We start from the raw sequence: 24047 nt of genomic DNA on the forward strand, positions 1-24047 counted from the left end.
TAGTTTATCATAAGTTCTACACCTTTTCAACTATGCGGGCAAGCAATCGAAAAGAAAGGACTTTTTTATGATAAAAAAATACATCACAAAAAAAGGAGAGACTAGATATCTCTTTCAAACATATTTGGGCATAGACCCTGCTACTGGAAAAGAAAAACGCACAACAAGACGTGGTTTTAAAACCATTAAAGAGGCAAAGGCTGCCGAACGTGACCTTCTCTTAGATGTTGAAGAGAACGGTTTTTCAAACAATGAAGATTTTCAGAACCCTACTTTCGCTGAAGTTGCTGAGTTATGGCTTGATAGCTATAAGAGCACTGTGAAACCAACAACCTATCAGAACGTTAAGAAAAAACTTGATGTTATGATTGACTTGTATTTTACAGATATGAAAATCCAGCAGATCAGTGTAGCTTATTGTCAAAAGGTTGCTATCCAGTTAAGTAATCGCTATATCCTCTATGCTAATTACTACTCTGTAATCAGCCGTATTTTCAAGTATGCCGTTTCTCTTGACATCATTAAGTTAAATCCCTTAGACAAGATTATCAAGCCTAAAAATAGACCCTTAAAGGCCAAAGAGAACCACTATACAAAACAGGAGCTAACGGAGTTTCTTAAAGTTTGCAGAGTAGATTGTAAGCCTGTAGAGTATACCTTTTATCACTTACTAGCTTTTACTGGTTTGAGATGTGGTGAGGCTCTTGGGCTCATGTGGTCAGATGTTGACTTTGAAAATAAACGATTAAGCATTTCTCGAACAGCTGTCGTTGTTAATAAAAAACAAACTGTTCAGGGCCCTAAAACCAAAATGAGTAAGAGGGTTATCACTTTAGATGATGAAACTCTAAATATATTAAAAATCTGGAAGCGTCAGCAGATAAAAGAATATTTTCGGGCTGGCGTACCTTACAAACATGATTCGAATTATATCTTTACGAATAGTTTCGGAGGATGGATTTCTCCTTCAGCTGTGAAAGAGAGACTTAGAAGATTCTTTTGTGAACATAAGGATGTCAAAAAAATCACTCCTCACGGTTTCAGGCACACACACGCTTCTCTCCTCTTTGAAGCAGGTGTTACAGCTAAAATCATTTCGGACAGATTAGGTCATAACAATGTTCAAACCACCCTTGATATGTATACCCACATCAATGATAATCAACGTTTTGAAGTCGTCGATCAACTCATGGATTTCATCCGCTCCAGCTAAAAGTCATGCCGTATTCAATCTCGTATTCACTTTTGGTTGACATGCTAGAAACCCACTGATTTCAAGGGACTAGGAAGCTGTGAGCAGTTTATACCATAATCCGCTTTCATAGATAAAGAAAAGGTAAGAAAAATGAAACATTTAGAAATTGAATTGAAAACACTCTTGAAAAAAGATGAGTATGATCGTCTAAAAGACCAGTTCACAGGTGTCACTTCTGTTCTTCAAAAAAATTACTACATCGACACACCTGATTTTGAGCTGCGAGAAAAGAAAGTTGCTATGCGCATTCGAACCTTTGAAGACTGGGCAGAATTGACACTCAAAGTCCCACAAAGTGTTGGGAACATGGAATACAACCAAAAATTGCAACTAAAAGATGCTGAGAACTATCTGAGTAAGGAAGAACTTCCTCAAGGGCTGGTTCTTGATGAATTGGCTAAACATGGTATCCAAACTAGTGAATGGCAGGTTCTTGGTTGTCTAACAACGCTTCGCTATGAAATGCAAACAGCTATCGGTCTCATGGCTCTGGATGAAAGTCAATACTTTGATATGACGGATTACGAATTGGAGCTTGAAGTGGAAAATCACGAGCAAGGCAAACAGGATTTCCAACAATTTTTAGAGAAAAATCAGATTTCCTATCAAAAAGCTCCTTCAAAATTGGTTCGATTTGTCAAAAGTATGAAAAATAGCTGAAATAATCTCCATTTTTTGGTAAAATAGAAAAGATAAAAATACAAAAATCCCAGTTCATATATGTAAGGCAAATATCACTAGGATTTATAAAGTTTACAGAGGACGGTCTATAATGTCAGATAGAAAAAACATGAAACTTTTCGCACTCAACTCTAACCAAGAGATTGCACAGAAAATTGCCCAAGCTGTTGGTGTCCCACTTGGAAAACTATCATCACGTCAATTTTCAGACGGAGAAATCCAAGTAAATATCGAAGAAAGTGTCCGTGGTTATGATGTGTACATCATCCAATCAACAAGTTTCCCTGTTAACAACCACCTAATGGAATTGCTTATCATGGTCGACGCTTGTGTGCGCGCAAGTGCCCACAGTATCAACGTTGTCCTTCCATATTTTGGCTATGCACGTCAAGACCGCATTGCTTCACCACGTGAGCCACTTACAGCTAAACTAGTTGCTAATATGCTAGTTAAGGCTGGGGTTGATCGTATCCTGACTCTTGATTTGCATGCCGTTCAGGTTCAAGGTTTCTTTGATATTCCAGTGGATAATCTTTTCACTGTTCCCCTATTTGCAAAACACTATTGCGATAAGGGCCTCCTTGGCTCAGATGTTGTTGTCGTCAGCCCTAAAAATTCAGGTGTCAAACGTGCTCGTAGCTTGGCTGAGTATCTTGATGCTCCTATCGCCATTATCGATTACCCTCAAGACGATGCAACTCGTAACGAAGGTTACATTATTGGTGATGTTGAAGGTAAGAAAGCCATCTTGATTGATGATATTCTTAACACAGGACGTACCTTCTCTGAAGCTGCTAAAATCGTTGAACGTGAAGGGGCTACAGAAATTTATGCTGTTTCTAGCCACGGTCTCTTCGTCGAAGGAGCTGCTGAACTTCTTGACAATACTAAGATTAAAGAAATTCTTGTGACTGATTCAGTAGCAACAAAAGAAAAAACTCCTAAAAACGTATGCTACATCACTGCTAGTGAGTTAATTGGTGATGCCATCGTCCGTATCCACGAAAGAAAACCAGTCAGCCCACTCTTTGCCTACAACAAAAAGAAATAAGGTGATTCTTTGATTTATTTGGACAATGCTGCGACAACTCCTATGTCAGCAGTTGCTATTTCAGCTATGACCAAGGTGATGCAAGAAACCTACGGCAACCCTTCTAGTATTCATGGTCATGGTCGTCAAGCTGGTAAACTCTTACGAGAAGCCCGTCAGGAACTAGCCCAGTTACTGGGGACAAAACCTCAACATATCTTTTTCACTTCTGGTGGGACTGAAGGCAACAATACTGCTATCATTGGCTACTGCCTTCGTCACCAAGAACAAGGAAAACATATCATCACAACTGCCATTGAACACCATGCTGTCCTTGAAACCATTGATTACTTGGTTCAACACTTTGGGTTTGAAGCAACCATTATTCAACCAGAAAATCAAGAAATCACAGCCCAGCAAATTCAAGAGGCCTTACGTGACGATACGATTTTGGTTTCTACCATGTTTGCCAATAATGAGACTGGAAACCTACTGCCCATTGCTGAAATTGGCCAAATACTCAAGCAACACCCAGCCGCCTATCATGTCGATGCAGTTCAGGCTATTGGTAAAATCCCTATACACCCAGAAGAATTGGGCATTGATTTTCTCACTGCTTCTGCCCACAAGTTCCATGGTCCTAAGGGAATCGGCTTTCTCTACGCATCTAGCATGGATTTTGATTCCTATCTACATGGCGGAGACCAAGAACAGAAAAAACGTGCAGGAACTGAAAATTTAGCTGCTATCGTAGGCATGATTGCAGCCCTAAAAGAGGACCTAGAACAGCAAGAAGAACATTTTCAACATGTACAAAATCTAGAAACTGCCTTTCTGGCAGAGCTAGAGGGTATTCAATATTACTTGAACAGAGGAGACCATCATCTCCCTTATGTCCTCAATATTGGATTTCCTGGCCAGAAAAACGACCTCTTACTCCTTCGTCTAGATTTAGCTGGAATTTCAATCTCTACTGGCTCAGCCTGTACGGCAGGCATTGTCCAATCCAGCCATGTTCTTGAAGCTATGTACGGAGCAAATTCAGAACGCTTGAAGGAATCCGTTCGTATCAGTTTGTCGCCACAAAATACCGTTGAAGACCTACAAACCCTCGCAAAAAACTTAAAAGAAATTATCGGAGGTTAGCCATATGGCATTTGAAAAAACCATTCAGTTAAAAAATTGTCGTTACGACTACACTCTTAGCCCTTCTGTTAAAAAATTCACCCTCAAAGATAACACCTTTTTTGAGACAAAAGTTGGTAACTATGAACTGACTCGCCTTTTGGAAAAAGTGCCAAACAGCGGTGAAGGATTCCAACTCAAAATCATCATTAACAAGGAACTTACAAGGGCTAAAATCAATATCACTGACAAGTTTGGCCTTCGTCTGGTTGATATTTTCAAATCAGAAGACCACCACATTCATCAGGAAAAATTCTATTTCCTCATGGATAGCTTGGTAGAACGTGGTGTCTTCACAAAATCGGAAAGATAGGTCCCATATGTTTGAACTGACCTATAAGGACAGCTATCATGTAGAGCGCACTCTCAAGTATGAGGATTACGAGGCTCTCATGCTGGCTCTATCAGGATGTGTGACTCTGCCAGATACACTTTATGTAACTTCTTTGACCTTTCAAGAGCAGGAAGTTTACCAAGGACTGGTCGGAGACCTCTACCGTTTTCTATCACATGCAGATTTTTTACATCAAAACTAAGATTTTTCTTAGTTTTTTCTTGTTTTTGTTGATTTTTTCACAATGTTTCTATAAAATAGAAGAATAGAAAGGTTGTGATTTTGTGAAAGATAAACAGTCTGCTATTCCAAAAGCTACAGCGAAAAGACTCTCTCTCTACTATCGAATTTTTAAGAGATTTCATGCAGAAAAGATTGAACGTGCCAACTCTAAGCAAATTGCAGAGGCTATCGGTATTGATTCAGCGACCGTACGTCGGGATTTTTCCTATTTTGGTGAACTAGGTCGTCGTGGTTTTGGCTATGATGTTAAAAAACTGATGACGTTTTTTGCCGATTTACTCAATGATAACTCTATTACCAATGTCATGCTGGTTGGTATTGGAAATATGGGCCATGCCCTTCTCCACTACCGCTTCCACGAGCGTAACAAGATGAAGATTATCATGGCCTTTGACCTGGATGACCATCCTGAAGTCGGTAGCCAAACTCCTGATGGGATTCCCATTTACGGAATTTCTCAAATCAAGGATAAAATCAAGGATGCTGATGTCAAAACTGCTATCCTGACCGTTCCCAGCGTCAAGTCACAAGAGGTTGCCAATCTCTTGGTGGATGCTGGCGTGAAAGGAATTCTCAGTTTTTCACCAGTCCATCTGCATTTACCAAAGGACGTGGTCGTTCAGTATGTCGATTTGACAAGTGAACTCCAAACCCTCCTCTATTTCATGAGAAAAGAGGATTAGAAAGCGAAAATCATTTTATGAAAAAACCAGTTATAGGGATTACAGGAAACGAAAAAACTCATCCAGATGATGACATCATGATGAGCTACGCAGCAAAAGGCTTTGTTGAAGGCGTTAAAGACGCTGGAGGGATTCCCATCATCCTACCGATTGGTGATCAAGAAATGGCCTGCCACTATATCAGTATGATTGACAAGCTCATCTTGACAGGTGGGCAAAATGTTGATCCAAAATTCTATGGTGAACCAAAAACTATTGATAGCGATGACTACCACCTTCAAAGAGATATATTCGAACTAGCCCTCATCAAGGAAGCTATCAAACAGCAAAAGCCGATTTTCTCTGTCTGTCGTGGGACTCAGCTTTTTAACGTTGCCATGGGTGGAACTTTGTACCAAGATATAGAAGACCACTGGCAGGATTGTTCTGCCGAATACACAACTCAACGCTTGGTGACAGAACCAAATACTGTTCTTCGAGAAATCTATGGAGAAATCTCCCATATCAACTCCTTCCACCACCAGAGCATCAAGGATTTAGCACCAAATTTAAAGATTGCGGCTCATGATCCTAAAGATGGTATTATAGAAGCTGTTATGAGTACGGATGATGTCGCCTTTCTCGGTGTCCAATGGCATCCAGAATTTCTATTTGAAAATCGTCCCAAGGATAAAAATCTCTTTGATTATGTCGTTAATGAACTTTAGATTAAATCCGTCTTTTCACGGTAACTAAAGTAACTAGATTGTGAGACAATCAAATGGTCCAAGAGGACAATCCCCATCAGTTCGCAGGCTTCTTTGACAAGTTTAGTGACATGATCATCATTTCGGCTAGGCGCTACCGCTCCTGAAGGATGATTGTGAACCAAGATGAGAGAAGTCGCCATATGCTTGATTGCATAGTGAAGGATCTCTCGCGGCTCAGCGATACTACGAGTGGCAGAACCGATAAAAATGGTCTGTTGATGGATGATTTGATTTTGAGTATTGAGATAGAGCGCCACCAGGTGCTCTTGTTTTTTGTCCCCTAATTCCTGTTGCATCTTCTTGGCCAACTTTTGACTACTGAGAATACTTTCCATTTCAAGGGTCTCGTATTTGTGAATACGATGCCCCAATTCAATCATAGCTTGCAACTCTATAGCCTTAACACGACCGATACCAGACAGACTCTGCAATTCCTGCAGGGTCATTTTTTTCAAATCCGTTAGGCTTGAAAGATTGCTCAAGACTTTCTGGGCAATTTCAAAAACGCTGGCTTGACGTGTTCCTGTCCTAAGTAAAATAGCTAGCAACTCTTGATTACTGAGCGCTTCAACTCCTTCCTTGGCCAGTCTTTCTCTTGGCAATAATGAATCTTCTTGAAATGAAATACTGTACATAAAAATCCTCCTCACTTTATTATTCGTGAGAAGGATGAAAAATTAGATTTTTTTCTCAATTGGAGCCACACTGGCTAAAAGTTTTTTCAAACCTACTTCTGGGAAATTGATTTTCAATTCCTGCGTAGCACCACTACCTGAAACTTCCAGAACGGTTCCCTCTCCCCACTTCTTGTGGAGGGCAATATCACCAATGGACCAATTTGTCTCACTAGACGCTGATTTTGCGCCAGCTGTAAATTGACCAAATGGGAGACCGCTTGATTGGATAGTTCTTGGGGCGGCACTACGTTTACGGTCTTGAAGAGCTTGAGCCAGACTCATACCTTGACCGAAGGCAAGACCACCACTGCTATATGATGCCTTAAAGCTTGCATTGGCTGGACGGGCCAATCCTTGATACTCAAGCAAGTCTGAACTAATTTCATTAATAAAACGAGTCGGACGGTTGTAGTTGGTACGACCGAAAAGCAGGCGCGAGTTGGCATTGGTCAGATAGAGAATTTTCTCTGCACGCGTAATTCCTACATAGGCTAGACGGCGCTCTTCTTCTAGTTCATCTTGATCTTCAGCTGCACGGCTAAGCGGGAAGACATTTTCTTCCATCCCAATCAAAAATACAACTGGAAACTCTAGACCTTTGGCAGCATGCAGGGTCATCAAGGTCACTTCTGATGTCTCCTGACTACCTGAATCTGTGTCGGCAATCAAGGCCAAGTCATTTAAGAAACGACTCAGTTTGTCCAGACCAGTTTCTTCTTCTGCCACATCAGAGGTGTCATCAAAGTTTTTTGTCACAGAAAGGAACTCTTCGATATTTTCAACCCGAGCCTTGCTTTCTAGAGTTGCTTGGGCATTAAGAATATCGACGTATCCTGTTTTTTCTAGAACAGCCTCAACCAACTCTGTAATAGTTAAGTGATCTAGCTGCTCTCGTAAATCTAGAATCATATTGGCAAAATCCCAGATAGACTGAGATACCTTACCCTTGATACCAGATAACATGATATTAGCTGAAGCATCTAACATAGACATGTCTTGCATATTCGCAAAATCACGGATTTTCTCAACAGTACCTGGGCCAATTCCACGTTTAGGCTCGTTAATAATACGTTCAAAACTAATATTATCACTCAAATTAGCAATAAGGTTGAGGTAGGCAATAATATCACGAATTTCCTTACGGCTGTAGAACTTGGTCCCTCCGACCATTGTATAAGGGATATTTGACTTGAGCAGGGCTTCTTCAATGGTACGAGACTGCGCATTTGTACGATAGAGAACTGCAAAATCCTTGTGAAGAAAGTTTTGACTGCGACTAAGTTCATCGATGGTTCTGGCTACAAATACAGCCTCATCTAGCTCATCATCGGCACGATAGTAAACGATTTGTTCCCCATCAGCGTTTTGGGTCCAGAGATTCTTAGGACGGCGGTTTTTATTGTTTTGAATAACCTCATTGGCCGCTTGGAGAATAGTTTTGGTTGAACGGTAATTCTCCTCCAACAAAACAACCTTGGCTTGAGGATAATCTTTCTCGAAGTCCAAGATATTCTGCATATCAGCACCACGCCAACCGTAGATAGACTGGTCCGCATCTCCAACAACACAGATATTTTTAAAACGGGAAGCCAAGAGTTTGACCAATTGGTACTGAGCATGGTTGGTATCTTGGTACTCATCAACGTGGATGTATTGGAATTTCTGTTGATAATAAGTCAAAACATCAGGATTTTGATCAAAGAGACGCAGGGTCAGCATAATCAAATCATCAAAGTCAACCGACTCCGACTGACGCAGTTCTTTCTGATAGGCTGTATAACACTGGGCCACAATTTGCGTGTACATATCGCCAGCTTGGGCAGCATAAGCCACATCATCAATCAAGTCATTCTTGGCATTGGAAATAGTCCCCAAGATGCTCCGTTCATTCCATTTTTTCGGATCCAAGTTTAACTGCTTAAGAATGCGTTTCATAAGAGTTCGCTGTTCACCAGGATCCACAATAGTAAAATTACGGTTGTAGCCAATATGATCCGCATCACGACGCAGAATACGAACACACATGGAGTGAAAAGTCGCAATCAGACAGTCCTGAGTGGCTGGATTGAGGTTATAAGCACGCTCTTTCATCTCACGCGCAGCCTTATTAGTAAAGGTAATGGCCAAGATATTCCAAGGATTGACCAGCTTTTCATCAATCAGATAAGCAATGCGGTGGGTCAAAACTCGAGTCTTTCCAGAACCAGCCCCCGCCATGATCAACAAGGGACCTTCTGTCGTTTGTACCGCCTCAGCCTGACGGTCATTCATTCCATTTAATAATGCGTTCATCTTCTCTTCCTTACTCTTGAAGTCAATATTTCTATTATATCAGAATTCAGGGAAAATAGAAACTTTACGGGGAGTAGCAAAATATAGTGGATTGAAACTAGAATACTACACTGTGGGTTTCTAAAACACTCGACTCTTTCACTCAATTTTTTCATAAACTAGCTCAATACCTCAATATAAAAAAGTAAATTTAAGATTGGCAATACGAACGTTAAACAGAATTCCATTTATCTTTTTAAAACCAAAACAACGATATCGTAAAACCTCTACACGAACAATAGATTGCGACACTAAAATATTCTCCCCTAGTTTTGCTTTACTAATAGTATATAGGAGGAAAGCCCTGAATCCTAGATCCTCTGTTATGATGTGGTTACAAACAGAGTTGAAAAAAATCTTAAAATCAGAAAAACGCATTATACCAGGTACTTAAAGCTTGATACAATGCGTTTTATTATAAAAAGATCTACTAGATTTTTTATCAAAATAAACTTCCAGTAGTCTTTTCACTTTTTATTAATAAGTCCCTTCTTCACCTTGACTAGTCAAAATAACAGGTCCATCTTTCGTAATGACAAATTGGTGTTCATACTGACATGACAATCCACCGTCAATGGTCTTATGGGCCCAACCAGTCTTCATATCTGTATCAATTTCCCAGTCACCTGTATTGATCATTGGTTCAATAGTCAAGACCATTCCTTCACGAAGACGGAGTCCTCGACCTGCAATACCATAGTTCGGAACCATTGGTTCTTCATGCATGGTTGGGCCAACACCATGACCAACCAAATCACGCACTACACCGTATCCACGACTTTCAGCATATTCTTGAATAGCTGCTCCAATATCACCAATACGATTTCCAACAACAGCTTGCTCAATACCCTTGTACATAGCTTCTTTGGTTACATCCATCAAGTTTTTCACTTCTTCGGACGGTGTACCTACAGCATAAGCCCAACATGAGTCTGCAAGACCACCAGAATAGCTCTGAGTGTATTTCTTCATTTGCTCAACATTGTTGAAGTTTAATTTTGAGACATTCAGGTCAGATTTAGCAATAGGACCTCCCAAAACCATATCAACTTTGAGCAAATCACCATCTTTCAAGATATAGTGACGAGGGAAAGCGTGAGCCACTTCATCATTAAGAGAGCAGCAGGTAGCATAAGGATAGTCCATCATTGCACCATCAACCCCAATCTGAAGCGGAAGGAAATTTTCTTCCTTACAACGACGGCGGACATACTCTTCAACTTCCCACATATCTACGCCAGGCTTAATCAAATCACGTAAGCCGATATGAATACTTGCTAGAAAATCACCGGCCTTATCCATAGCTTCGATTTCACGAGCTGATTTTAATGTTATCATTTTTTCTCCTAGTTTCTAATTAATTTTAACGGTTACATTTGCTTTTGAAACAATCTGGTGACCATGATAAATATCGTAGTCAATAATAGCTGATCGTCTCGTATGATGAATAATCCGTGCTTGAATGCGCAGTATATCATCTATCTGAACAGCCTGCAAAAAGTAGATCAGCATCTGCTCGATAATGAGATTGCGACCACTATTCACAACTAAATCTTGAGTCATATGGGTCAAAATTTCTGCCAATACACCATTAGCCAAAACACCATTTTTCTCTAGCATAAAGGGTTCCACTGTAATCACTACTTCATCATGGTGATAAGAAAGTTTTTGACCAATCTGCTCAGAAAAAGTAGGTAGAGCAGAAACTTGGGAACGACTCATCTTCTCCATGACATCTCGTCTGGTTACAACCCCAAGCAAGGTTTGATTGCTTCGAACAACTGGTACCATTTCAAAGTCTTCTGCTATCATTCGTTGACTCACATTGGCAATATTGGTCGCTAACCCTGTTACGAAGATACTGCGCGTCATCACCTTGTCAATCGTCGTGCTGGGAGACTTGTCTCCTGCGTCACGCATAGTAACAAGCCCAACAACCACTTGATGTTGATTGATAACAGGGAAACGACTGCTACGATTCTTGCGTACCAAGTCCAAATAATCTTTAACAGTGTCTGTCTCTCTCAGAAAACCATATTCATGACTTGGACGATAAAGCTTCTCAACTGTCAAAATATCAGTCTTGATTTGGACATTTGACAAGGCTTTATTGATCATGGTCGCGACAGTGAAAGTGTCATGCTTGCTTCTCAGAACAGGAATTCCTTTTTGATTGGCCAGTTTAAGAACATCATCATGAATCTGAAATCCCCCTGTAACCAAAACGGCATTTTCATTTTCAAGTGCTAACAGTTGGATACGGGTACGGTCTCCGACAATCAAGAGCCCCCCATCATGAAGGTAAGATAAGATATTTTGCTCAGTCATGGCACCGATTGAAAACTTACTAAATTCTCTCTCTAAACCTTCTTGTCCAGCCAGAACCTCAGAAGAGGTCACTTCAGCAATTTCAGCAAAAGTTAATCTTTCGATAGCAACTTTCTGGGATTTAACACGAATTGTTCCACTTCTAGGACGGGTCTCCACAATTCCACGGTTTTCAGCTTCCTTGATAGCGCGATAAGCCGTTCCATCACTGACTCCCAGATGGTTGGAAATGCTACGAACACTGACCCTTTTACCTACTGGTAATTCCTCCAAATAGCTTAGAATTTCCTGATGCTTACTCATTGAATTCTCCTTTTACATACCGAAATTCAAGATAATCCCGCATTTTCCTTGTATAGCGATCACTTCCTTTAAACTGACGAATCAATCGAAATCCAGACTTAAGGGCAACCCGTTGACTAGCTTCATTTTCAAGGTGGGTAATGATGGATAATTGTTTTAAGCCAACTTCTTCAAAAGAAAGTTGACAAATTTTTCTAACAACCTCTGTCATAAATCCTTGCGACCAAGCATCTTTTCTCAAAAAATAGCCAAGTTCAGCTTCTTTTTTAATTTCATCTAACTTTTCAAACTTAACAGAACCAATCATTTTTTCAGTTTTCTTGTCACAAATAGCCCATACTCCCAAAGGGGACTTCATAAAGTAATTGGCCAACGCATATTGGCTCTCTTCCAGACTTGCCTGAGTCGGGAAAATAAATTGAAGATTGTCTGGATTTGAAGCTATCTCATGGAAGTCTTGACTATCACTAAAAAAGAAAGGACGCAAATACAAGCGATCCGTTTCAAAAAAAGAAAACATTGCTAATTTGGTCCAAATATTCATAAACACCTCTACGGTTTAATCCTCAACAAGTGTAATATCCGCTCCTAGATTACGTAATTTTTCGATAATATCAGAATAACCACGTAAGATAAACTCGATATTGGTAATTTCAGTTTTACCTTCAGCCATAAGCCCAGCAATGACTAGTGCAGCCCCAGCTCGTAGGTCAGTCGCTTTAACACTTGCCCCACGCAAATTACGTCCACCTGTGTACAAAATATGACCATTTGTTGTCGAAATGTCCGCATCCATCTTTGCTAGTTCAAAAACATGATTTACACGTTTTTCGTAAATCGTATCAACAATTGTACCACGACCATTCGCTCTTAGTAAAAGTGGGGTAATCGGTTGTTGCAAATCAGTTGCAAAGCCTGGGTAAGGAGCTGTCTTAATATTGATTGCCTTCAAATTAGACTGCTCTTCGACAAAAATGCTGTCTTCAGATACAGTCATTCTCACTCCCATTTCTTCCAGCTTAGCAATAAATCCTTCTAGGTGTTCGTAAAGAACATTATTTATACGAATCCCCTTGCCGACTGCAGCAGCTAAAGATATATATGTTCCAGCTTCAATGCGGTCTGGAATAACCTGATGACGTGTCCCATGTAATCTTTCGACACCATCAATAATGATGATATTGGTTCCTGCCCCACGGATATGGGCACCCATATTATTCAAGAGGGTAGCTACATCAATAATCTCAGGCTCACGGGCTGCATTTTCAATAATAGTACGACCATTCGCTTTAACCGCAGCAATCATCGTATTGATCGTTGCCCCTACACTAACCGTATCCATGTAAATACTTGCACCATGAAGTCCTGTATCTTTAGCAGATAACTTCATGTTATCTCCCTCGTAGCTAACAGTGGCACCCATAGCTTCAAACGCCTTAAGGTGTAAGTCAATCGGACGAGGACCAAGATCACATCCTCCCGGTAGACCAACTGTCGCTTCACCAAAACGACCCAAGAGGCTCCCATAAAAATAGTAAGATGCACGAAGACTGTTGATTTTCCCATAAGGCATTGGAATATTTTGAACACCTCTTGGATCAATCTCCAAGACATCGTCATAACGCTTAACAGTAGCTCCCATCAATTCCATGATTTCGACAAGACTTGCTACATCCGAAATATCTGGAACGCAATCCAAAGTCACCACATCATCAGCCAAGATAATAGCTGGAATTAAGGCTACAACACTATTTTTAGCACCACTAATAGTGATTTCACCTTGTAGTGGTAATCCACCATTGATAACAATTTTTCTCATTCTAAGTTTTCAATACTCTTTCAAGATTTCTAATAAGGTCTTTAAAATAAATTATATCATAAATGCAACCTTTTTTCCATCCTTTTCAATTTTATTGGATAAATCAGAGTTGATGATTTAGTCACTGATACTCAATGAAAATCNNACATATATACGGCAAGGCGATATTGACGTGATTTGAAGAGATTTTCGAAGAGTATAATCTTTCTCGAATCGCTATTGCCCCTTTTTTGCCCCCTGAAATCGAGTAGGAGCTAAGACTAACCCCCTTATCTAAGTATCGGAATACGGCTGTTCAACTAAACTTTAGAAAGAACTTCTCCCCCTTCTCTCAGTTCACAGAAGCGTTTTATACATAGCGTCCTATATTTCATGAACAAGACGTTTTCAGGCTAGCATCCTATCAGACAATCTATTTTAAAGATAACCGTGACTCAGGATCACCTCTATCTGTCGTTTTCTCTTTATAGTGATAGACCTCACGGGATAAGTCATACATCTTTCCTCGTGTATACAAGATATGAGGACGTTAAAAGGTTACAGTGAAAATAGAAAATCTTAGTCCGAATTCAATTACTCTCGTGCTTTATGTATATAGGTTACGACTACCTTTTTGGACTTTAGAGTTTTGAGCCCCCTTATCCACTATATACGCCTTACTATCACGTTCCTGTTCGTAGAGCCACGATTTCGCTATCCCTTCCCCTGACGATTCTTATTTCCAGCATCAGACTTAAAACGATCTATCCCCAGACCGTTTTAATCCGCTACCTCACGATAGTCAGGCTTGGGAATCGCTATTTGACTCGCCGAGAATTTTGACATCAGATATACTATAACAAAGTGAAATAAGAATCAAACAATTTAATTTTGAAATTCAAATCAATTGATAACAATATTTTAGAAGATATGCTGTGCTATTCCAGATTCAGTTTGCTATACATCCCGTCGTACCACAAAATCCCGTATCTGATGAGGCACGGGATTTTTTAGCTTCTTTACTGAGATGGATTGTCTTTTTTAGTTCGTGCCAATCTCAGAGCACGATTTGGATTGAGACGATTAAACAGTTCTTCCAATTTCTTTTCATTCCAAACGTCTGCAGCGGAAACAAAATTACCATCCGCATCTCGGAAAGATATCGGTTTATCTCCCATATCAGTCTCCTAGTCTACAAATTCAAACTCAAATTTACCAATGCGGACCAAATCCCCATCCTTAGCACCACGCGCACGAAGGGCTTCATCAACCCCCATACCACGAAGTTGGCGGGCAAATTTCATAACAGATTCATCACGATCAAAGTTGGTCATATTAAAGAGTTTCATGAGTTTTTCACCAGAAAGCACCCATGTTGCATCGTCATCACGACTAATTTCAAAGGCTTTTTCTTCCTCGTCAAATCCATAGTAAGCTTCTTCTTCCATATCTGACTCGTCGTAGAGCAAGAATTCTGGTGTCTTGTCTAACAATTCAGCTGTCGCATCCAAGAGCGTTGCCAAACCTTGCTTGGTCAATCCAGAAATCGGGAAGATAGCTGGTAACTCTTCAAATTCATCGTAGTTTTCAGCCAATTTCTTCTTGAATTCTTCAAGATTTTCCTGACTCTCAGGCATATCCATCTTATTGGCTACGATAATCTGTGGACGCTCCATGAGACGAAGATTGTATGACTCCAGCTCTTTATTGATAGCTAGGTAGTCCTCATAAGGATCACGGCCTTCGCTAGCTGACATATCAATGATATGGAGGATGACACGTGTACGCTCAATGTGGCGGAGGAACTGGGTTCCCAAACCAACACCTTGACTAGCCCCTTCAATCAAACCTGGTAAATCGGCTACTGCAAAAGATTCACCCGATTGGGTGCGAACCATACCTAAATTTGGTACAATTGTCGTAAAGTGGTAGGCTCCAATTTTAGGTTTAGCTGAGGTAATAACACTTAAAAGTGTTGATTTCCCAACAGATGGGAATCCTACTAAACCGACATCTGCCAAGATTTTTAGTTCCAATTGTAACTCACGTTCCTGACCTGGTTCTCCGTTTTCAGAGATTTCAGGTGCAGGATTTTTGGGTGTCGCAAAGCGGATGTTTCCACGTCCACCACGACCACCGTGGGCTACAATAAATTCTTGACCATGTTCAATCAAATCTTTCAAAACCTTGCCAGTCTCTGCATCACGAACAGTCGTACCTTGTGGAACACGAACTCTGAGATCCTCTGCACCACGACCATGCATCCCTTTGGTCATTCCTTTCTCACCAGAATCAGCCTTGAAATGGCGATTATAGCGGAAATCCATGAGGGTACGTAGACCTTCATCTACAACGAAGACGACATTGCCTCCACGACCACCATCACCACCCCAAGGACCACCATTAGGGACATATTTTTCACGGCGAAAGGCAACCATACCATCGCCACCATTACCAGCCTTGACCTTAATCTTGGCTGTATCTAAAAACATACTCATTATTTCTTCTCACTTTAAAAAAGGGCTGGGAAATCCCAGTCACTAAATTTTCTTGAATCTATTTTATAGATTACTGAGGGCACCAATTGCAGTTGCAAAAATTCCCAATAAACTTGCTACTAGCATGATAATCACGATAAACAAGGTTATTTTCTCAAACATCGTTTTTTTACGATTTCCATTATCTCCAAATGCCATTTTTCTCTCCTTCGTTACATTCTATTTTCTATTATCTTAGCATGAATTGAGCTAGTTTTCAATAGTCACTTGCTACTGGTGCGATAATCCATAAAATGATATAAGCTACAATTCCCGCTCCGTAACAGCAAGCAAGAACACCCCATATTACACGAACAATAGTCGGATCCATATCAAAATAATGGGCTACCCCAGCACAAACACCAGCAATTTTTTGATCACTACCACCTCTCATCAATTGTTTTTTCATAGCTATTCCTCTTTCTATTCTTCATGGTCTTTCCAATAATCTCTGATGCTGATTAACTGTGTTTTTGAAGCCTTCAGCATGCGTCTAGAGCCTTTTACCGGTACAGCGACTACCTTTTGCGGAAGATACAAAACTGTTTTAAAAATACGCTGACTGACCGTATCATCTTTTGCTAAATCTTTCTGGAAATTATTTGAAATAATAGCATCAAGATAAAACTCATGCACCCGTTTCCCAAAGTTCTCAGCCGAAATCTCGTACAATTTTTCTGATAAGGTATGCTCATTCATGTCTGGTGTTGCAATCAGGGCTTCTAAAATGGCTCCAGCCAAATCATACTCGCCGTAATACAAGGTACCAAACATTTTATCACTAATAAGATTGTCCAGATACGGATTTCCGTGAGCAATAACAGGCGTTCCACTAGCTAAGCTTTCCAAGTAGGTCAAACCCTGCGTTTCACTTGTCGATGCCGAGATGAAGAAATCTGCCGCCTTATAATAAAGAGCCGTCTCACTAGGAGCAATCATCCCTGTAAAGACAACAGAGTCTTGAATCTCTAGTTTCTGAGCTTGCTCTTTGAGATCATCCAGATAAGGACCATCCCCAGCTACCACCAGTTTAACCTTGTCTTCTTCTTTCAGAACTTCTGCAAAGGCTGCTAAAACTGCTTGAATATTTTTTTCATAGGAAATTCTGGAAAGACTAAGCAACATCTGTTCATCATCTTGAATCCCTAATTTACTACGCAGTTCTTTCAAATTTTCCTGCTTGATTTCCGGACGCTCAAACTTGGCTAATTCAATCCCAGTTGGAATGACGCGTTTTTCAACCTTGACCTTATAGTCAGATAGCAAATCACGGACAATCTCACTCGGGCAAATAACCCCATCCACATCGTGCAGGAAACCTCTGACCAGATACTTGACCATACTAGGACGAATCAACATCCCCTTGGCAATATAATGCACATAGTCTTCGTACTGGGTGTGATAGGTATGGATGACTGGAATTTTCAATTCACGCGCAATCCAAATCCCCAACAAGCCAAGAGAAAATTCTGTCTGAGTGTGGATAATATCTAGCTGATATTGTTTAGCAATTTCAAGTGCCTTACTGAATCCTCGATAGGCAAAGCGGCGATCCTTAAAAGCAAAGAAGGGAACACTTGGAATGCGGATAATTTGCCAATCTTCATAGCGATTGACATCCTTATCTGTCGTCGTAAAGATAAAAACAGCATGTCCCTGTTTTTCAAGTTCTGTTTTCAAGGTTCGAATACTGGTCGCAACACCTGAAACCTGAGGAAAATAGGTATCTGTAAATAAACCAATTCGCATAGATTACCTCACTTTTTATTTTCTCCCTAAAGCGGCTTGTTTATCATAAAAATCCAACCAGATTTGTAACAGATGCTCTTCAGAATACTCTCTGGAAATATTCTTAGCCTTTTCTTTGAGATTTTTTAAGGCGGCAGGATTTGCTTGATATTCCAAAATAGCTTCTTTCATCTCTTCTCTATCTGCTGTCGCCCGATAATTTCCCTCCAAAATCACCTTATAAAGATCCAAATCACGTAGCATAATAGGAGCTTCACAACTAGCAGCCTCTAAAATCGTCATCGGAAAGAGTTCATTGTAACTAGGCAACAAGAAAAGATCCGCCAAGGCATACAATTCACGCATTCGCTCTGGCGACACAATGCCTGGAAAAATCAAATTTTTAGGGGGATTCTCCATGATTTTCTTGTAGCGCTCATAACCATCTGTCATGCCACCAAAAGAGAAACCACCTGCCCAGATAAAGGTAATTTGCGGCAATTCCTCAGCCAGACGGATAAAGTCATCAATCCCTTTACGTTTCTGAACTTGACCAGCACCTACTACGATAAACTGATTGTCACTAAGACCTAGCTCTGTTCGCAGTCTGACTACCTCTTCTTGTGAAAGTGGGTGCCATTTTTCCTTGTTGACAAAGTTAGGAATATAAGTTACTTTTTCACGTGGAATACCAGCTGCCACCAAATCCTCAATAAACATAGGATTGACCACAACCAAGTGCTCCATCCGGTTGTAAAAAGAAAATACATAGCGTTTCACAATTCCCTTTAAGAAAAATGGAATTTTCAAACTCCCCTCAAGTGTATCAGGTAAGAAATGTACATAGCCAATCTTTCTTCCTGAGCGTTTCTTTTGAAATGTTGATAAATAATAGGGGAAATCAATGGTATGAAAGTGAGTCACATCTGCCTCTATTGGAAGATTTTCTGTAACAATCAATTGGTCCTTGGCATCACGGTGAAGAAGACGAACTAATTCACGGTAGGCACCTGAAACTCCTTGTCCTGCCACTTTCTCACTTGAACTCAACATATTGATGCGTAATTTCTTTTTTTCCATAACTACTATTATATCATTTTCTTTGAATAAAATCAGCAAAAGAAAGGAGAGACTAGAGGAAAAGAAGGGGAAATTTCCTCATTTTCCAATGGTCTCTCACATGTTTTTATAGGTTTACTTAATGCCTAGGGCAATGCGTGCATAGCGACTCATTTTTTCAACAGTCCAGGCTGGATACCAGACTAATTTAACCTCAGTATCCGTTACTTCTGGAACCTCTGTCATGGCATCATAAATCTGATCCGTCAAAAGGTCTGCTAGGGGACAACCCATGGTTGTCAAAGTCATATCAATCTCTGCTTGCCCTGTGTCGCCGTCAAAACGAATCTCATAAATCAAACCAAGATTGACAATATCGATTCCCAACTCAGGGTCGATGACTTCTTCCAAGACTGATAAAATTCGTGTTTTGATGTTTTCAATTTGCTCTTCTGTATAAGCCATATTTTCCTCACTCTTAGTCTTCAATAAAATCACGAAGCGGTTTGCTGCGACTTGGTTGGCGTAGTTTTCTCAAAGCCTTTGCTTCAATCTGACGGATACGCTCGCGAGTCACGTTAAAGACTTTACCCACATCTTCAAGGGTACGCATTTTTCCATCATCTAGCCCGAAACGGAGACGTAGAACATTTTCTTCACGGTCTGTAAGAGTATCCAAGACCTCATCCAACTGCTCACGCAAGACGATACGAGTTGTATAATCCACTGGATTTTCAATCACTTCATCTTCGATAAAGTCCCCAAGGTGGCTATCATCCTCTTCACCGATTGGAGTTTCAAGAGATACTGGTTCTTGGGCAATCTTCAAGATTTCACGAACCTTATCAGGTGTCATATCCATACGTTCAGCAATCTGTTCTGGTGTTGGATCTTGACCTAATTCTTGAAGGAGGTTCCGCTGTTCACGAACCAATTTATTGATGGTTTCAACCATGTGAACTGGGATACGGATGGTACGAGCTTGATCCGCAATAGCACGAGTGATAGCCTGACGAATCCACCAAGTTGCGTAAGTTGAGAACTTGAACCCTTTAGAATAGTCAAACTTGTCAACCGCCTTCATCAAGCCCATATTTCCTTCTTGAATCAAGTCAAGGAACTGCATACCACGACCGACATAGCGTTTGGCGATGGAAACAACCAAACGAAGGTTGGCTTCCGCAAGACGTTGTTTGGCTTCGATATCACCAGCTTCAACAGCCAGTGCCAATTCTTTTTCCTCTTCATTGGTCAAGAGAGGAACGACTCCGATTTCTTTCAAGTACATACGGACAGGGTCATTAACCTTAGCAGAAGTTGACCCAATCAAGTCCTCATCGCTGAGTTCTGGTTCTTCTTCATTGCTAAGAACACGCGCACTCGGATTTCCTTCGTTATCTGTGATCGAAATTCCTGCATCCTGAATCCGTTGCAAGAGATCTTCAATCCCATCAGCGTCCAAGGTAAAAGGAACGACAAGACTAGCATTGATTTCATCATCTGTTGCTGTCCCTTTTTGCTTATGATTACGGATAAATTCTGCTACTTGTACGTCAAATGTTGTTACTTCTTTTTGTTTTGTTGCCATTATTACTCCATTCTTCTCTTTTGGGAAATTAATCGTTCCAATTCTTCTAGGGCTGTGTCGGTATCTCCTACATGGCTAGCTTCCTGCACCTTCTTTTTGATTCTCATATTGTCCTGATTCAAGAGAGCCTTGTTTCGAGTCGTCTCTACTTCACTGAGTTCCTGCGGTGACATCTCAGCAGGTAAATCCTGAGCTAAGACTTGATACCAAGCTCTTTCAACTTCCTCTGTCTGCTCTGCTAAGACTTCTGGAGGAAGATTTCCATACTGACCAAGTAAGTCATATAAAACCTGAAATTCAGGTGTGTCAAATGCAAAGTCTTCTCGCAAACGGTAATCATTCAAAATAAGAGGAGATTCCATCATTCGATAAAGTAGATGGGCTTCTGCCCTCATAATAGCCGATAACTGCTTGGTGACAGGCATAGTAATTGGCGTCTGTCTGGAAATTCCTTCCATGCGATTCTGCCTTTGTGCCTGTCGACTCTCATTAACAATCTGCTCAATCTGGGCATAATCAAAGGACGCCAGACTGTCAGCTAAAATATGAATATAGCTGTTTTGAGCAGTAATAGACTTTTCTCGAACAATCAAGGGAGCTATTTTTTCAATAAACTCAATCTGAGCCTGCAGATTTTCACTATTTTCAGGCTTGTACTGATGAATGTAAAACTCAATCGGACTAATACGAGTTTTCGTTAATAGATAGGCCAAGTCTTCTGGTCCATTTTTTTGTAGATACTCATCTGGATCCAAGTTATCAGGCATGCTGACAATTTGCACAGGCATCTCACCAATTTCGTCCAGCGCTTTTAAAGTCGCGGCTTGCCCAGCCTTGTCGCCATCGTAAACAAGAACCAACTTCTTGGTTAACCTTTTCAGATGCTCAACATGCTCACGACTCAAGGCCGTTCCCATAGATGCCACAGCGTTTTCGATTCCAGCCCTATAGGCTGCGATGACATCCATGAACCCTTCCATGAGGTAAATCTCACTAGCTTTTCCAGAAGATTTTTTTGCCCTATCCATATGATATAATTCGTAACTTTTGTTAAAAATTGCAGTCGATCTGCTATTTTTATACTTAGAAGTTTGTGAATCCGTTTTCTGCCAGATACGACCTGAGAAGGCAATAACCTTTCCCTGATCATTGGTCAGGGGAAACATAATCCGATTGTGAAAGGTGTCTACAAATTGATTGGCATCTGAGAGGTAAAATAGTCCCGAATCCAAGAAATCCTCTTCACGATACTGACCAGCCAAACGTTGATAGAGATAGTTTCGTTCTGGAGGTGCTAAACCAATCCGAAAATGCTTGAGCACTTCATCTGTCAAACCACGCTGATAAAGGTAGTTTCTGGCCTCTTCCCCCATAGTCGTTGTCATGAGAATAGCATGATAAAATTTGGCTGCATCTTCGTGCATATCATAAAGAGCTTGGTGAGGAGAAACTGGCTTTTGTTCACTATAAAGCGGTTTTTCCACCTCTATCCCAACACGCTGACCTAAGATTTGGACAGCCTCCATAAAGGGAACCCCTTGGTACTCCTCGATGAATTTAAAGACATCACCCGAGCGGCCACAACCAAAACAGTGGTAAAACTGCTTGTCCTCTACAACGTTGAAAGAAGGTGTTTTTTCACCATGAAAAGGACAGAGCCCTAGATAGTTCCGTCCTGCCTTTTGTAAAGAAATCACATCTCCTATGACTTCCACAATGTTGGCATTGTTTTTGATTTCTTCAATGACTTGTTTGTCAACCATACACAATACCTCCATGTTATCATAGTTTACTTTATATAGTATACTTTATTTCATAAAAAAAGTAAACCATTTCACTCATTTTCCCTACTTTATTCAAAGAGTTGATAATAATCAGAGATTTTCATTTTTGCTTTTTCTTCTTGGGTCAAATCTTGGATAATCCGTCCTTCTTTCATGACAATCAAGCGATTGCCATACTTAAGAGCATCTTCCATGTGATGAGTAATCATAAGCGCTGTCAGCTGGTCTTTCTTGACAAATTCATCCGTCAATTCCATCAAGGCCACACTGGTCTTTGGATCAAGGGCTGCAGTATGCTCGTCTAACAAGAGTAATTCAGGTCGCTTCAAGGTTGCCATCAAGAGACTCAAAGCCTGTCTTTGTCCACCAGATAAGAACTCAATCGGTGTATTCAAGTGTTTCTCAAGACCGTTTCCCACTTTTTCAATGGTTGCCTGAAATTCATCCTTATAGCTAGCCAAACGTCTTGGTAACAATCCACGCTTTTCACCACGAAACTTGGCAATCAAGAGATTCTCTGCCACTGTCATACGAGGAGCTGTCCCCATCTTAGGATCTTGGAAAACACGTGACAGATACTTGGCTCTCTTCTCTGGTGAATACTTGGTAACATCCTCACCTAAAATACGGATGGTTCCACTGGTTAAGGACAAGGTTCCTGCAATGGTGTTAAAAAGGGTTGATTTACCAGCACCATTTCCACCTAATATCGTGATAAAATCCTGTTCAAAAATTTCTAAGGAAACATCATTTAAAATAATCTTTTCTTCATCAAAGCCATTTTTAACGACTTTGGTTGCATTTTTTAATTCTACAATTGCTGTCATTTGCTTAACTTGGCTCCTTTCAAGATGGTTTGCTTAAATGTTGGAATCATGAGGCAGACTGCTAAAATCACTGCACTGTATAGACGAAGGTAACTTGTGTTAAATCCAAGCGCAATAACTGCCCACACTAAGAATTGATAAGCGATAGAACCTACAACGATGGTAACCAGACGTTCTGCCAAGCTCAAACTCTTGAAGATAACTTCTCCAATAATCAAACTTGCAAGCCCCACAACGATAACCCCGATTCCTCGAGATACATCGGCATAGCCTTCTTGCTGGGCAATGAGGGCACCTGCAAGGGCAATCACTCCATTTGATAAGACCAAGCCCATGAGCTCCATGCGTCCGGTATGAATCCCGAAACTTCTAGCCATATCAGGATTGTCACCTGTAGCAATATAGGCTTGTCCGAGTTTGGTGTCCAAGAAAAAGAGCATGAGAGCAATGACAAGACTGACAAAGATAAGACCTGTCAAGAGTTGGTTCAAGTCTGAATCAAAAGGCAAAACATCCTGAATTTGCTTGGTTCCAAGCAGGCCTAAATTCGCACGTCCCATAATCAAGAGCATGATAGAGTGACAGGAAGTCATCACCAAAATCCCTGAGAGCAAGGTTGGGATCTTCCCTTTTGTATAAAGAAGTCCTGCTGCCATTCCAGCCAAACAACCGGCTCCAACAGCAACAAGTGTCGCTAAAAAGGGATTTACACCTTTGGTTATCAGAGTGACAGCAACAGCTCCCCCAAGAGGGAAGGAACCTTCTGTCGTCATATCTGGAAAGTTTAAAATCCTAAATGTCATAAAGATTCCCAGACCTAAAATAGCCCAGACAAATCCTTGAGAAATAATAGATAGTATCATCTGTTTCTTAACCTTTTCTATATGATTTCTATTGTAAAAAATTGGAGGAGATGTCCCCAACTCC

25 protein-coding genes are annotated in these 24047 nt (G+C 40.7%); 8 read left to right on the plus strand and 17 right to left on the minus strand.

The window, feature by feature from the left end; genetic code table 11:
• Positions 1–67 precede the first annotated feature (67 nt).
• The 8 genes from HT725_RS01825 (at position 68) to HT725_RS01860 (ending at position 6118) form a co-directional block, all read left to right on the plus strand.
• On the plus strand, positions 68–1213 hold the full coding sequence (locus HT725_RS01825; RefSeq protein WP_173218405.1) for a site-specific integrase: 1146 nt from the start codon (positions 68–70) through the stop codon (positions 1211–1213).
• A gap of 132 nt (positions 1214–1345) precedes the next feature.
• Complete coding sequence (locus tag HT725_RS01830; RefSeq protein WP_173218403.1) at positions 1346–1915, plus strand: CYTH domain-containing protein; 570 nt, start codon at positions 1346–1348, stop codon at positions 1913–1915.
• Positions 1916–2027: 112 nt separating this feature from the next.
• Positions 2028–2987, plus strand: a complete 960-nt coding sequence (locus HT725_RS01835) for a ribose-phosphate diphosphokinase (protein ID WP_004254210.1) — start codon at positions 2028–2030, stop codon at positions 2985–2987.
• A gap of 9 nt (positions 2988–2996) precedes the next feature.
• Positions 2997–4112, plus strand: a complete 1116-nt coding sequence (locus HT725_RS01840; protein WP_023935874.1) for a cysteine desulfurase family protein — start codon at positions 2997–2999, stop codon at positions 4110–4112.
• Between the two features lie 4 nt (positions 4113–4116).
• Positions 4117–4464 (plus strand): DUF1831 domain-containing protein, encoded by a 348-nt coding sequence (locus HT725_RS01845; protein ID WP_173252941.1) that lies wholly within the window; start codon positions 4117–4119, stop codon positions 4462–4464.
• Positions 4465–4471: 7 nt separating this feature from the next.
• On the plus strand, positions 4472–4687 hold the full coding sequence (locus tag HT725_RS01850; protein WP_173218401.1) for a DUF4649 family protein: 216 nt from the start codon (positions 4472–4474) through the stop codon (positions 4685–4687).
• Between the two features lie 82 nt (positions 4688–4769).
• The gene (locus HT725_RS01855; protein ID WP_000653414.1) at positions 4770–5411 is read left to right on the plus strand and encodes a redox-sensing transcriptional repressor Rex; all 642 of its coding nucleotides are present in this window, start codon (positions 4770–4772) and stop codon (positions 5409–5411) included.
• Between the two features lie 17 nt (positions 5412–5428).
• Entirely contained in the window at positions 5429–6118 is a 690-nt protein-coding gene (locus HT725_RS01860) for a gamma-glutamyl-gamma-aminobutyrate hydrolase family protein (protein WP_023935878.1), read from the plus strand.
• Here the strand turns inward: HT725_RS01860 and radC are convergent.
• The 17 genes from radC to HT725_RS01945 all read right to left on the minus strand — a co-directional run bounded on the left by radC (position 6115) and on the right by HT725_RS01945 (position 23983).
• Positions 6115–6795 (minus strand): DNA repair protein RadC, encoded by a 681-nt coding sequence (gene radC / locus HT725_RS01865; RefSeq protein ID WP_054392765.1) that lies wholly within the window; start codon positions 6793–6795, stop codon positions 6115–6117. The two genes, HT725_RS01860 and radC, sit on opposite strands and share 4 nt — an antisense overlap.
• 42 nt (positions 6796–6837) lie before the next feature.
• Positions 6838–9129 carry a DNA helicase PcrA gene (pcrA, locus tag HT725_RS01870; RefSeq protein ID WP_173218399.1) on the minus strand — a complete coding sequence of 764 codons (2292 nt, stop codon included), beginning with the start codon at positions 9127–9129 and terminating at the stop codon, positions 6838–6840.
• Positions 9130–9645: 516 nt separating this feature from the next.
• On the minus strand, positions 9646–10506 hold the full coding sequence (locus tag HT725_RS01875; protein WP_000631543.1) for a methionyl aminopeptidase: 861 nt from the start codon (positions 10504–10506) through the stop codon (positions 9646–9648).
• Positions 10507–10521: 15 nt separating this feature from the next.
• The gene (gene spxR / locus HT725_RS01880) at positions 10522–11799 is read right to left on the minus strand and encodes a CBS-HotDog domain-containing transcription factor SpxR (RefSeq protein WP_173218397.1); all 1278 of its coding nucleotides are present in this window, start codon (positions 11797–11799) and stop codon (positions 10522–10524) included.
• Positions 11792–12343, minus strand: a complete 552-nt coding sequence (locus HT725_RS01885) for a GNAT family N-acetyltransferase (RefSeq protein WP_173218395.1) — start codon at positions 12341–12343, stop codon at positions 11792–11794. Before HT725_RS01885 ends, spxR begins: the two co-directional genes overlap by 8 nt.
• Positions 12344–12358: 15 nt before the next feature.
• Positions 12359–13618: a UDP-N-acetylglucosamine 1-carboxyvinyltransferase gene (locus HT725_RS01890; RefSeq protein WP_054392759.1), complete on the minus strand. Its 1260-nt coding sequence runs from the start codon at positions 13616–13618 to the stop codon at positions 12359–12361.
• Between the two features lie 998 nt (positions 13619–14616).
• On the minus strand, positions 14617–14775 hold the full coding sequence (locus HT725_RS01895; RefSeq protein ID WP_007284777.1) for a hypothetical protein: 159 nt from the start codon (positions 14773–14775) through the stop codon (positions 14617–14619).
• A gap of 9 nt (positions 14776–14784) precedes the next feature.
• Entirely contained in the window at positions 14785–16095 is a 1311-nt protein-coding gene (gene obgE, locus HT725_RS01900) for a GTPase ObgE (RefSeq protein ID WP_173234029.1), read from the minus strand.
• A gap of 63 nt (positions 16096–16158) precedes the next feature.
• Positions 16159–16293 carry a DUF4044 domain-containing protein gene (locus HT725_RS01905; protein ID WP_000863859.1) on the minus strand — a complete coding sequence of 45 codons (135 nt, stop codon included), beginning with the start codon at positions 16291–16293 and terminating at the stop codon, positions 16159–16161.
• A 58-nt stretch (positions 16294–16351) separates the two neighbouring features.
• Positions 16352–16528 (minus strand): PspC domain-containing protein, encoded by a 177-nt coding sequence (locus tag HT725_RS01910; RefSeq protein ID WP_173234132.1) that lies wholly within the window; start codon positions 16526–16528, stop codon positions 16352–16354.
• A gap of 29 nt (positions 16529–16557) precedes the next feature.
• A complete protein-coding gene (locus tag HT725_RS01915; RefSeq protein ID WP_173234027.1) occupies positions 16558–17883 on the minus strand; it encodes a glycosyltransferase family 4 protein in 1326 nt (441 codons plus the stop codon).
• A 15-nt stretch (positions 17884–17898) separates the two neighbouring features.
• Complete coding sequence (cpoA, locus tag HT725_RS01920; RefSeq protein ID WP_173252943.1) at positions 17899–18942, minus strand: alpha-galactosylglucosyldiacylglycerol synthase; 1044 nt, start codon at positions 18940–18942, stop codon at positions 17899–17901.
• Positions 18943–19056: 114 nt separating this feature from the next.
• On the minus strand, positions 19057–19386 hold the full coding sequence (locus tag HT725_RS01925; protein WP_173252945.1) for a metal-sulfur cluster assembly factor: 330 nt from the start codon (positions 19384–19386) through the stop codon (positions 19057–19059).
• 13 nt (positions 19387–19399) lie between these two features.
• Positions 19400–20509 carry an RNA polymerase sigma factor RpoD gene (rpoD, locus tag HT725_RS01930; RefSeq protein WP_000201906.1) on the minus strand — a complete coding sequence of 370 codons (1110 nt, stop codon included), beginning with the start codon at positions 20507–20509 and terminating at the stop codon, positions 19400–19402.
• 2 nt (positions 20510–20511) lie between these two features.
• The gene (gene dnaG / locus HT725_RS01935; protein ID WP_173252947.1) at positions 20512–22272 is read right to left on the minus strand and encodes a DNA primase; all 1761 of its coding nucleotides are present in this window, start codon (positions 22270–22272) and stop codon (positions 20512–20514) included.
• Between the two features lie 89 nt (positions 22273–22361).
• Complete coding sequence (locus HT725_RS01940; protein WP_173252948.1) at positions 22362–23120, minus strand: ABC transporter ATP-binding protein; 759 nt, start codon at positions 23118–23120, stop codon at positions 22362–22364.
• Entirely contained in the window at positions 23117–23983 is an 867-nt protein-coding gene (locus HT725_RS01945) for an ABC transporter permease (RefSeq protein ID WP_004234420.1), read from the minus strand. The genes HT725_RS01940 and HT725_RS01945 overlap by 4 nt, the downstream gene beginning before the upstream one ends.
• Between the last annotated feature and the right edge of the window lie 64 nt (positions 23984–24047).

Origin of the sequence: Streptococcus sp. 2579 (assembly GCF_013277195.1) — a bacterium.
Lineage (GTDB): Bacteria > Bacillota > Bacilli > Lactobacillales > Streptococcaceae > Streptococcus.

Bases quoted from the DNA above. Each gene is read 5' to 3' on its own strand.
- HT725_RS01825 (WP_173218405.1), top strand. From the start codon at position 68: ATGATAAAAAAATACATCACAAAAAAAGGAGAGACTAGATATCTCTTT.
- HT725_RS01830 (WP_173218403.1), top strand. From the start codon at position 1,346: ATGAAACATTTAGAAATTGAATTGAAAACACTCTTGAAAAAAGATGAG.
- HT725_RS01835 (WP_004254210.1), top strand. From the start codon at position 2,028: ATGTCAGATAGAAAAAACATGAAACTTTTCGCACTCAACTCTAACCAA.
- HT725_RS01845 (WP_173252941.1), top strand. From the start codon at position 4,117: ATGGCATTTGAAAAAACCATTCAGTTAAAAAATTGTCGTTACGACTAC.
- HT725_RS01850 (WP_173218401.1), top strand. From the start codon at position 4,472: ATGTTTGAACTGACCTATAAGGACAGCTATCATGTAGAGCGCACTCTC.
- HT725_RS01860 (WP_023935878.1), top strand. From the start codon at position 5,429: ATGAAAAAACCAGTTATAGGGATTACAGGAAACGAAAAAACTCATCCA.
- radC (WP_054392765.1), bottom strand. From the start codon at position 6,795: ATGTACAGTATTTCATTTCAAGAAGATTCATTATTGCCAAGAGAAAGA.
- pcrA (WP_173218399.1), bottom strand. From the start codon at position 9,129: ATGAACGCATTATTAAATGGAATGAATGACCGTCAGGCTGAGGCGGTA.
- HT725_RS01875 (WP_000631543.1), bottom strand. From the start codon at position 10,506: ATGATAACATTAAAATCAGCTCGTGAAATCGAAGCTATGGATAAGGCC.
- spxR (WP_173218397.1), bottom strand. From the start codon at position 11,799: ATGAGTAAGCATCAGGAAATTCTAAGCTATTTGGAGGAATTACCAGTA.
- HT725_RS01885 (WP_173218395.1), bottom strand. From the start codon at position 12,343: ATGAATATTTGGACCAAATTAGCAATGTTTTCTTTTTTTGAAACGGAT.
- HT725_RS01890 (WP_054392759.1), bottom strand. From the start codon at position 13,618: ATGAGAAAAATTGTTATCAATGGTGGATTACCACTACAAGGTGAAATC.
- HT725_RS01895 (WP_007284777.1), bottom strand. From the start codon at position 14,775: ATGGGAGATAAACCGATATCTTTCCGAGATGCGGATGGTAATTTTGTT.
- obgE (WP_173234029.1), bottom strand. From the start codon at position 16,095: ATGAGTATGTTTTTAGATACAGCCAAGATTAAGGTCAAGGCTGGTAAT.
- HT725_RS01905 (WP_000863859.1), bottom strand. From the start codon at position 16,293: ATGGCATTTGGAGATAATGGAAATCGTAAAAAAACGATGTTTGAGAAA.
- HT725_RS01910 (WP_173234132.1), bottom strand. From the start codon at position 16,528: ATGAGAGGTGGTAGTGATCAAAAAATTGCTGGTGTTTGTGCTGGGGTA.
- HT725_RS01915 (WP_173234027.1), bottom strand. From the start codon at position 17,883: ATGCGAATTGGTTTATTTACAGATACCTATTTTCCTCAGGTTTCAGGT.
- cpoA (WP_173252943.1), bottom strand. From the start codon at position 18,942: ATGGAAAAAAAGAAATTACGCATCAATATGTTGAGTTCAAGTGAGAAA.
- HT725_RS01925 (WP_173252945.1), bottom strand. From the start codon at position 19,386: ATGGCTTATACAGAAGAGCAAATTGAAAACATCAAAACACGAATTTTA.
- rpoD (WP_000201906.1), bottom strand. From the start codon at position 20,509: ATGGCAACAAAACAAAAAGAAGTAACAACATTTGACGTACAAGTAGCA.
- dnaG (WP_173252947.1), bottom strand. From the start codon at position 22,272: ATGGTTGACAAACAAGTCATTGAAGAAATCAAAAACAATGCCAACATT.
- HT725_RS01940 (WP_173252948.1), bottom strand. From the start codon at position 23,120: ATGACAGCAATTGTAGAATTAAAAAATGCAACCAAAGTCGTTAAAAAT.
- HT725_RS01945 (WP_004234420.1), bottom strand. From the start codon at position 23,983: ATGATACTATCTATTATTTCTCAAGGATTTGTCTGGGCTATTTTAGGT.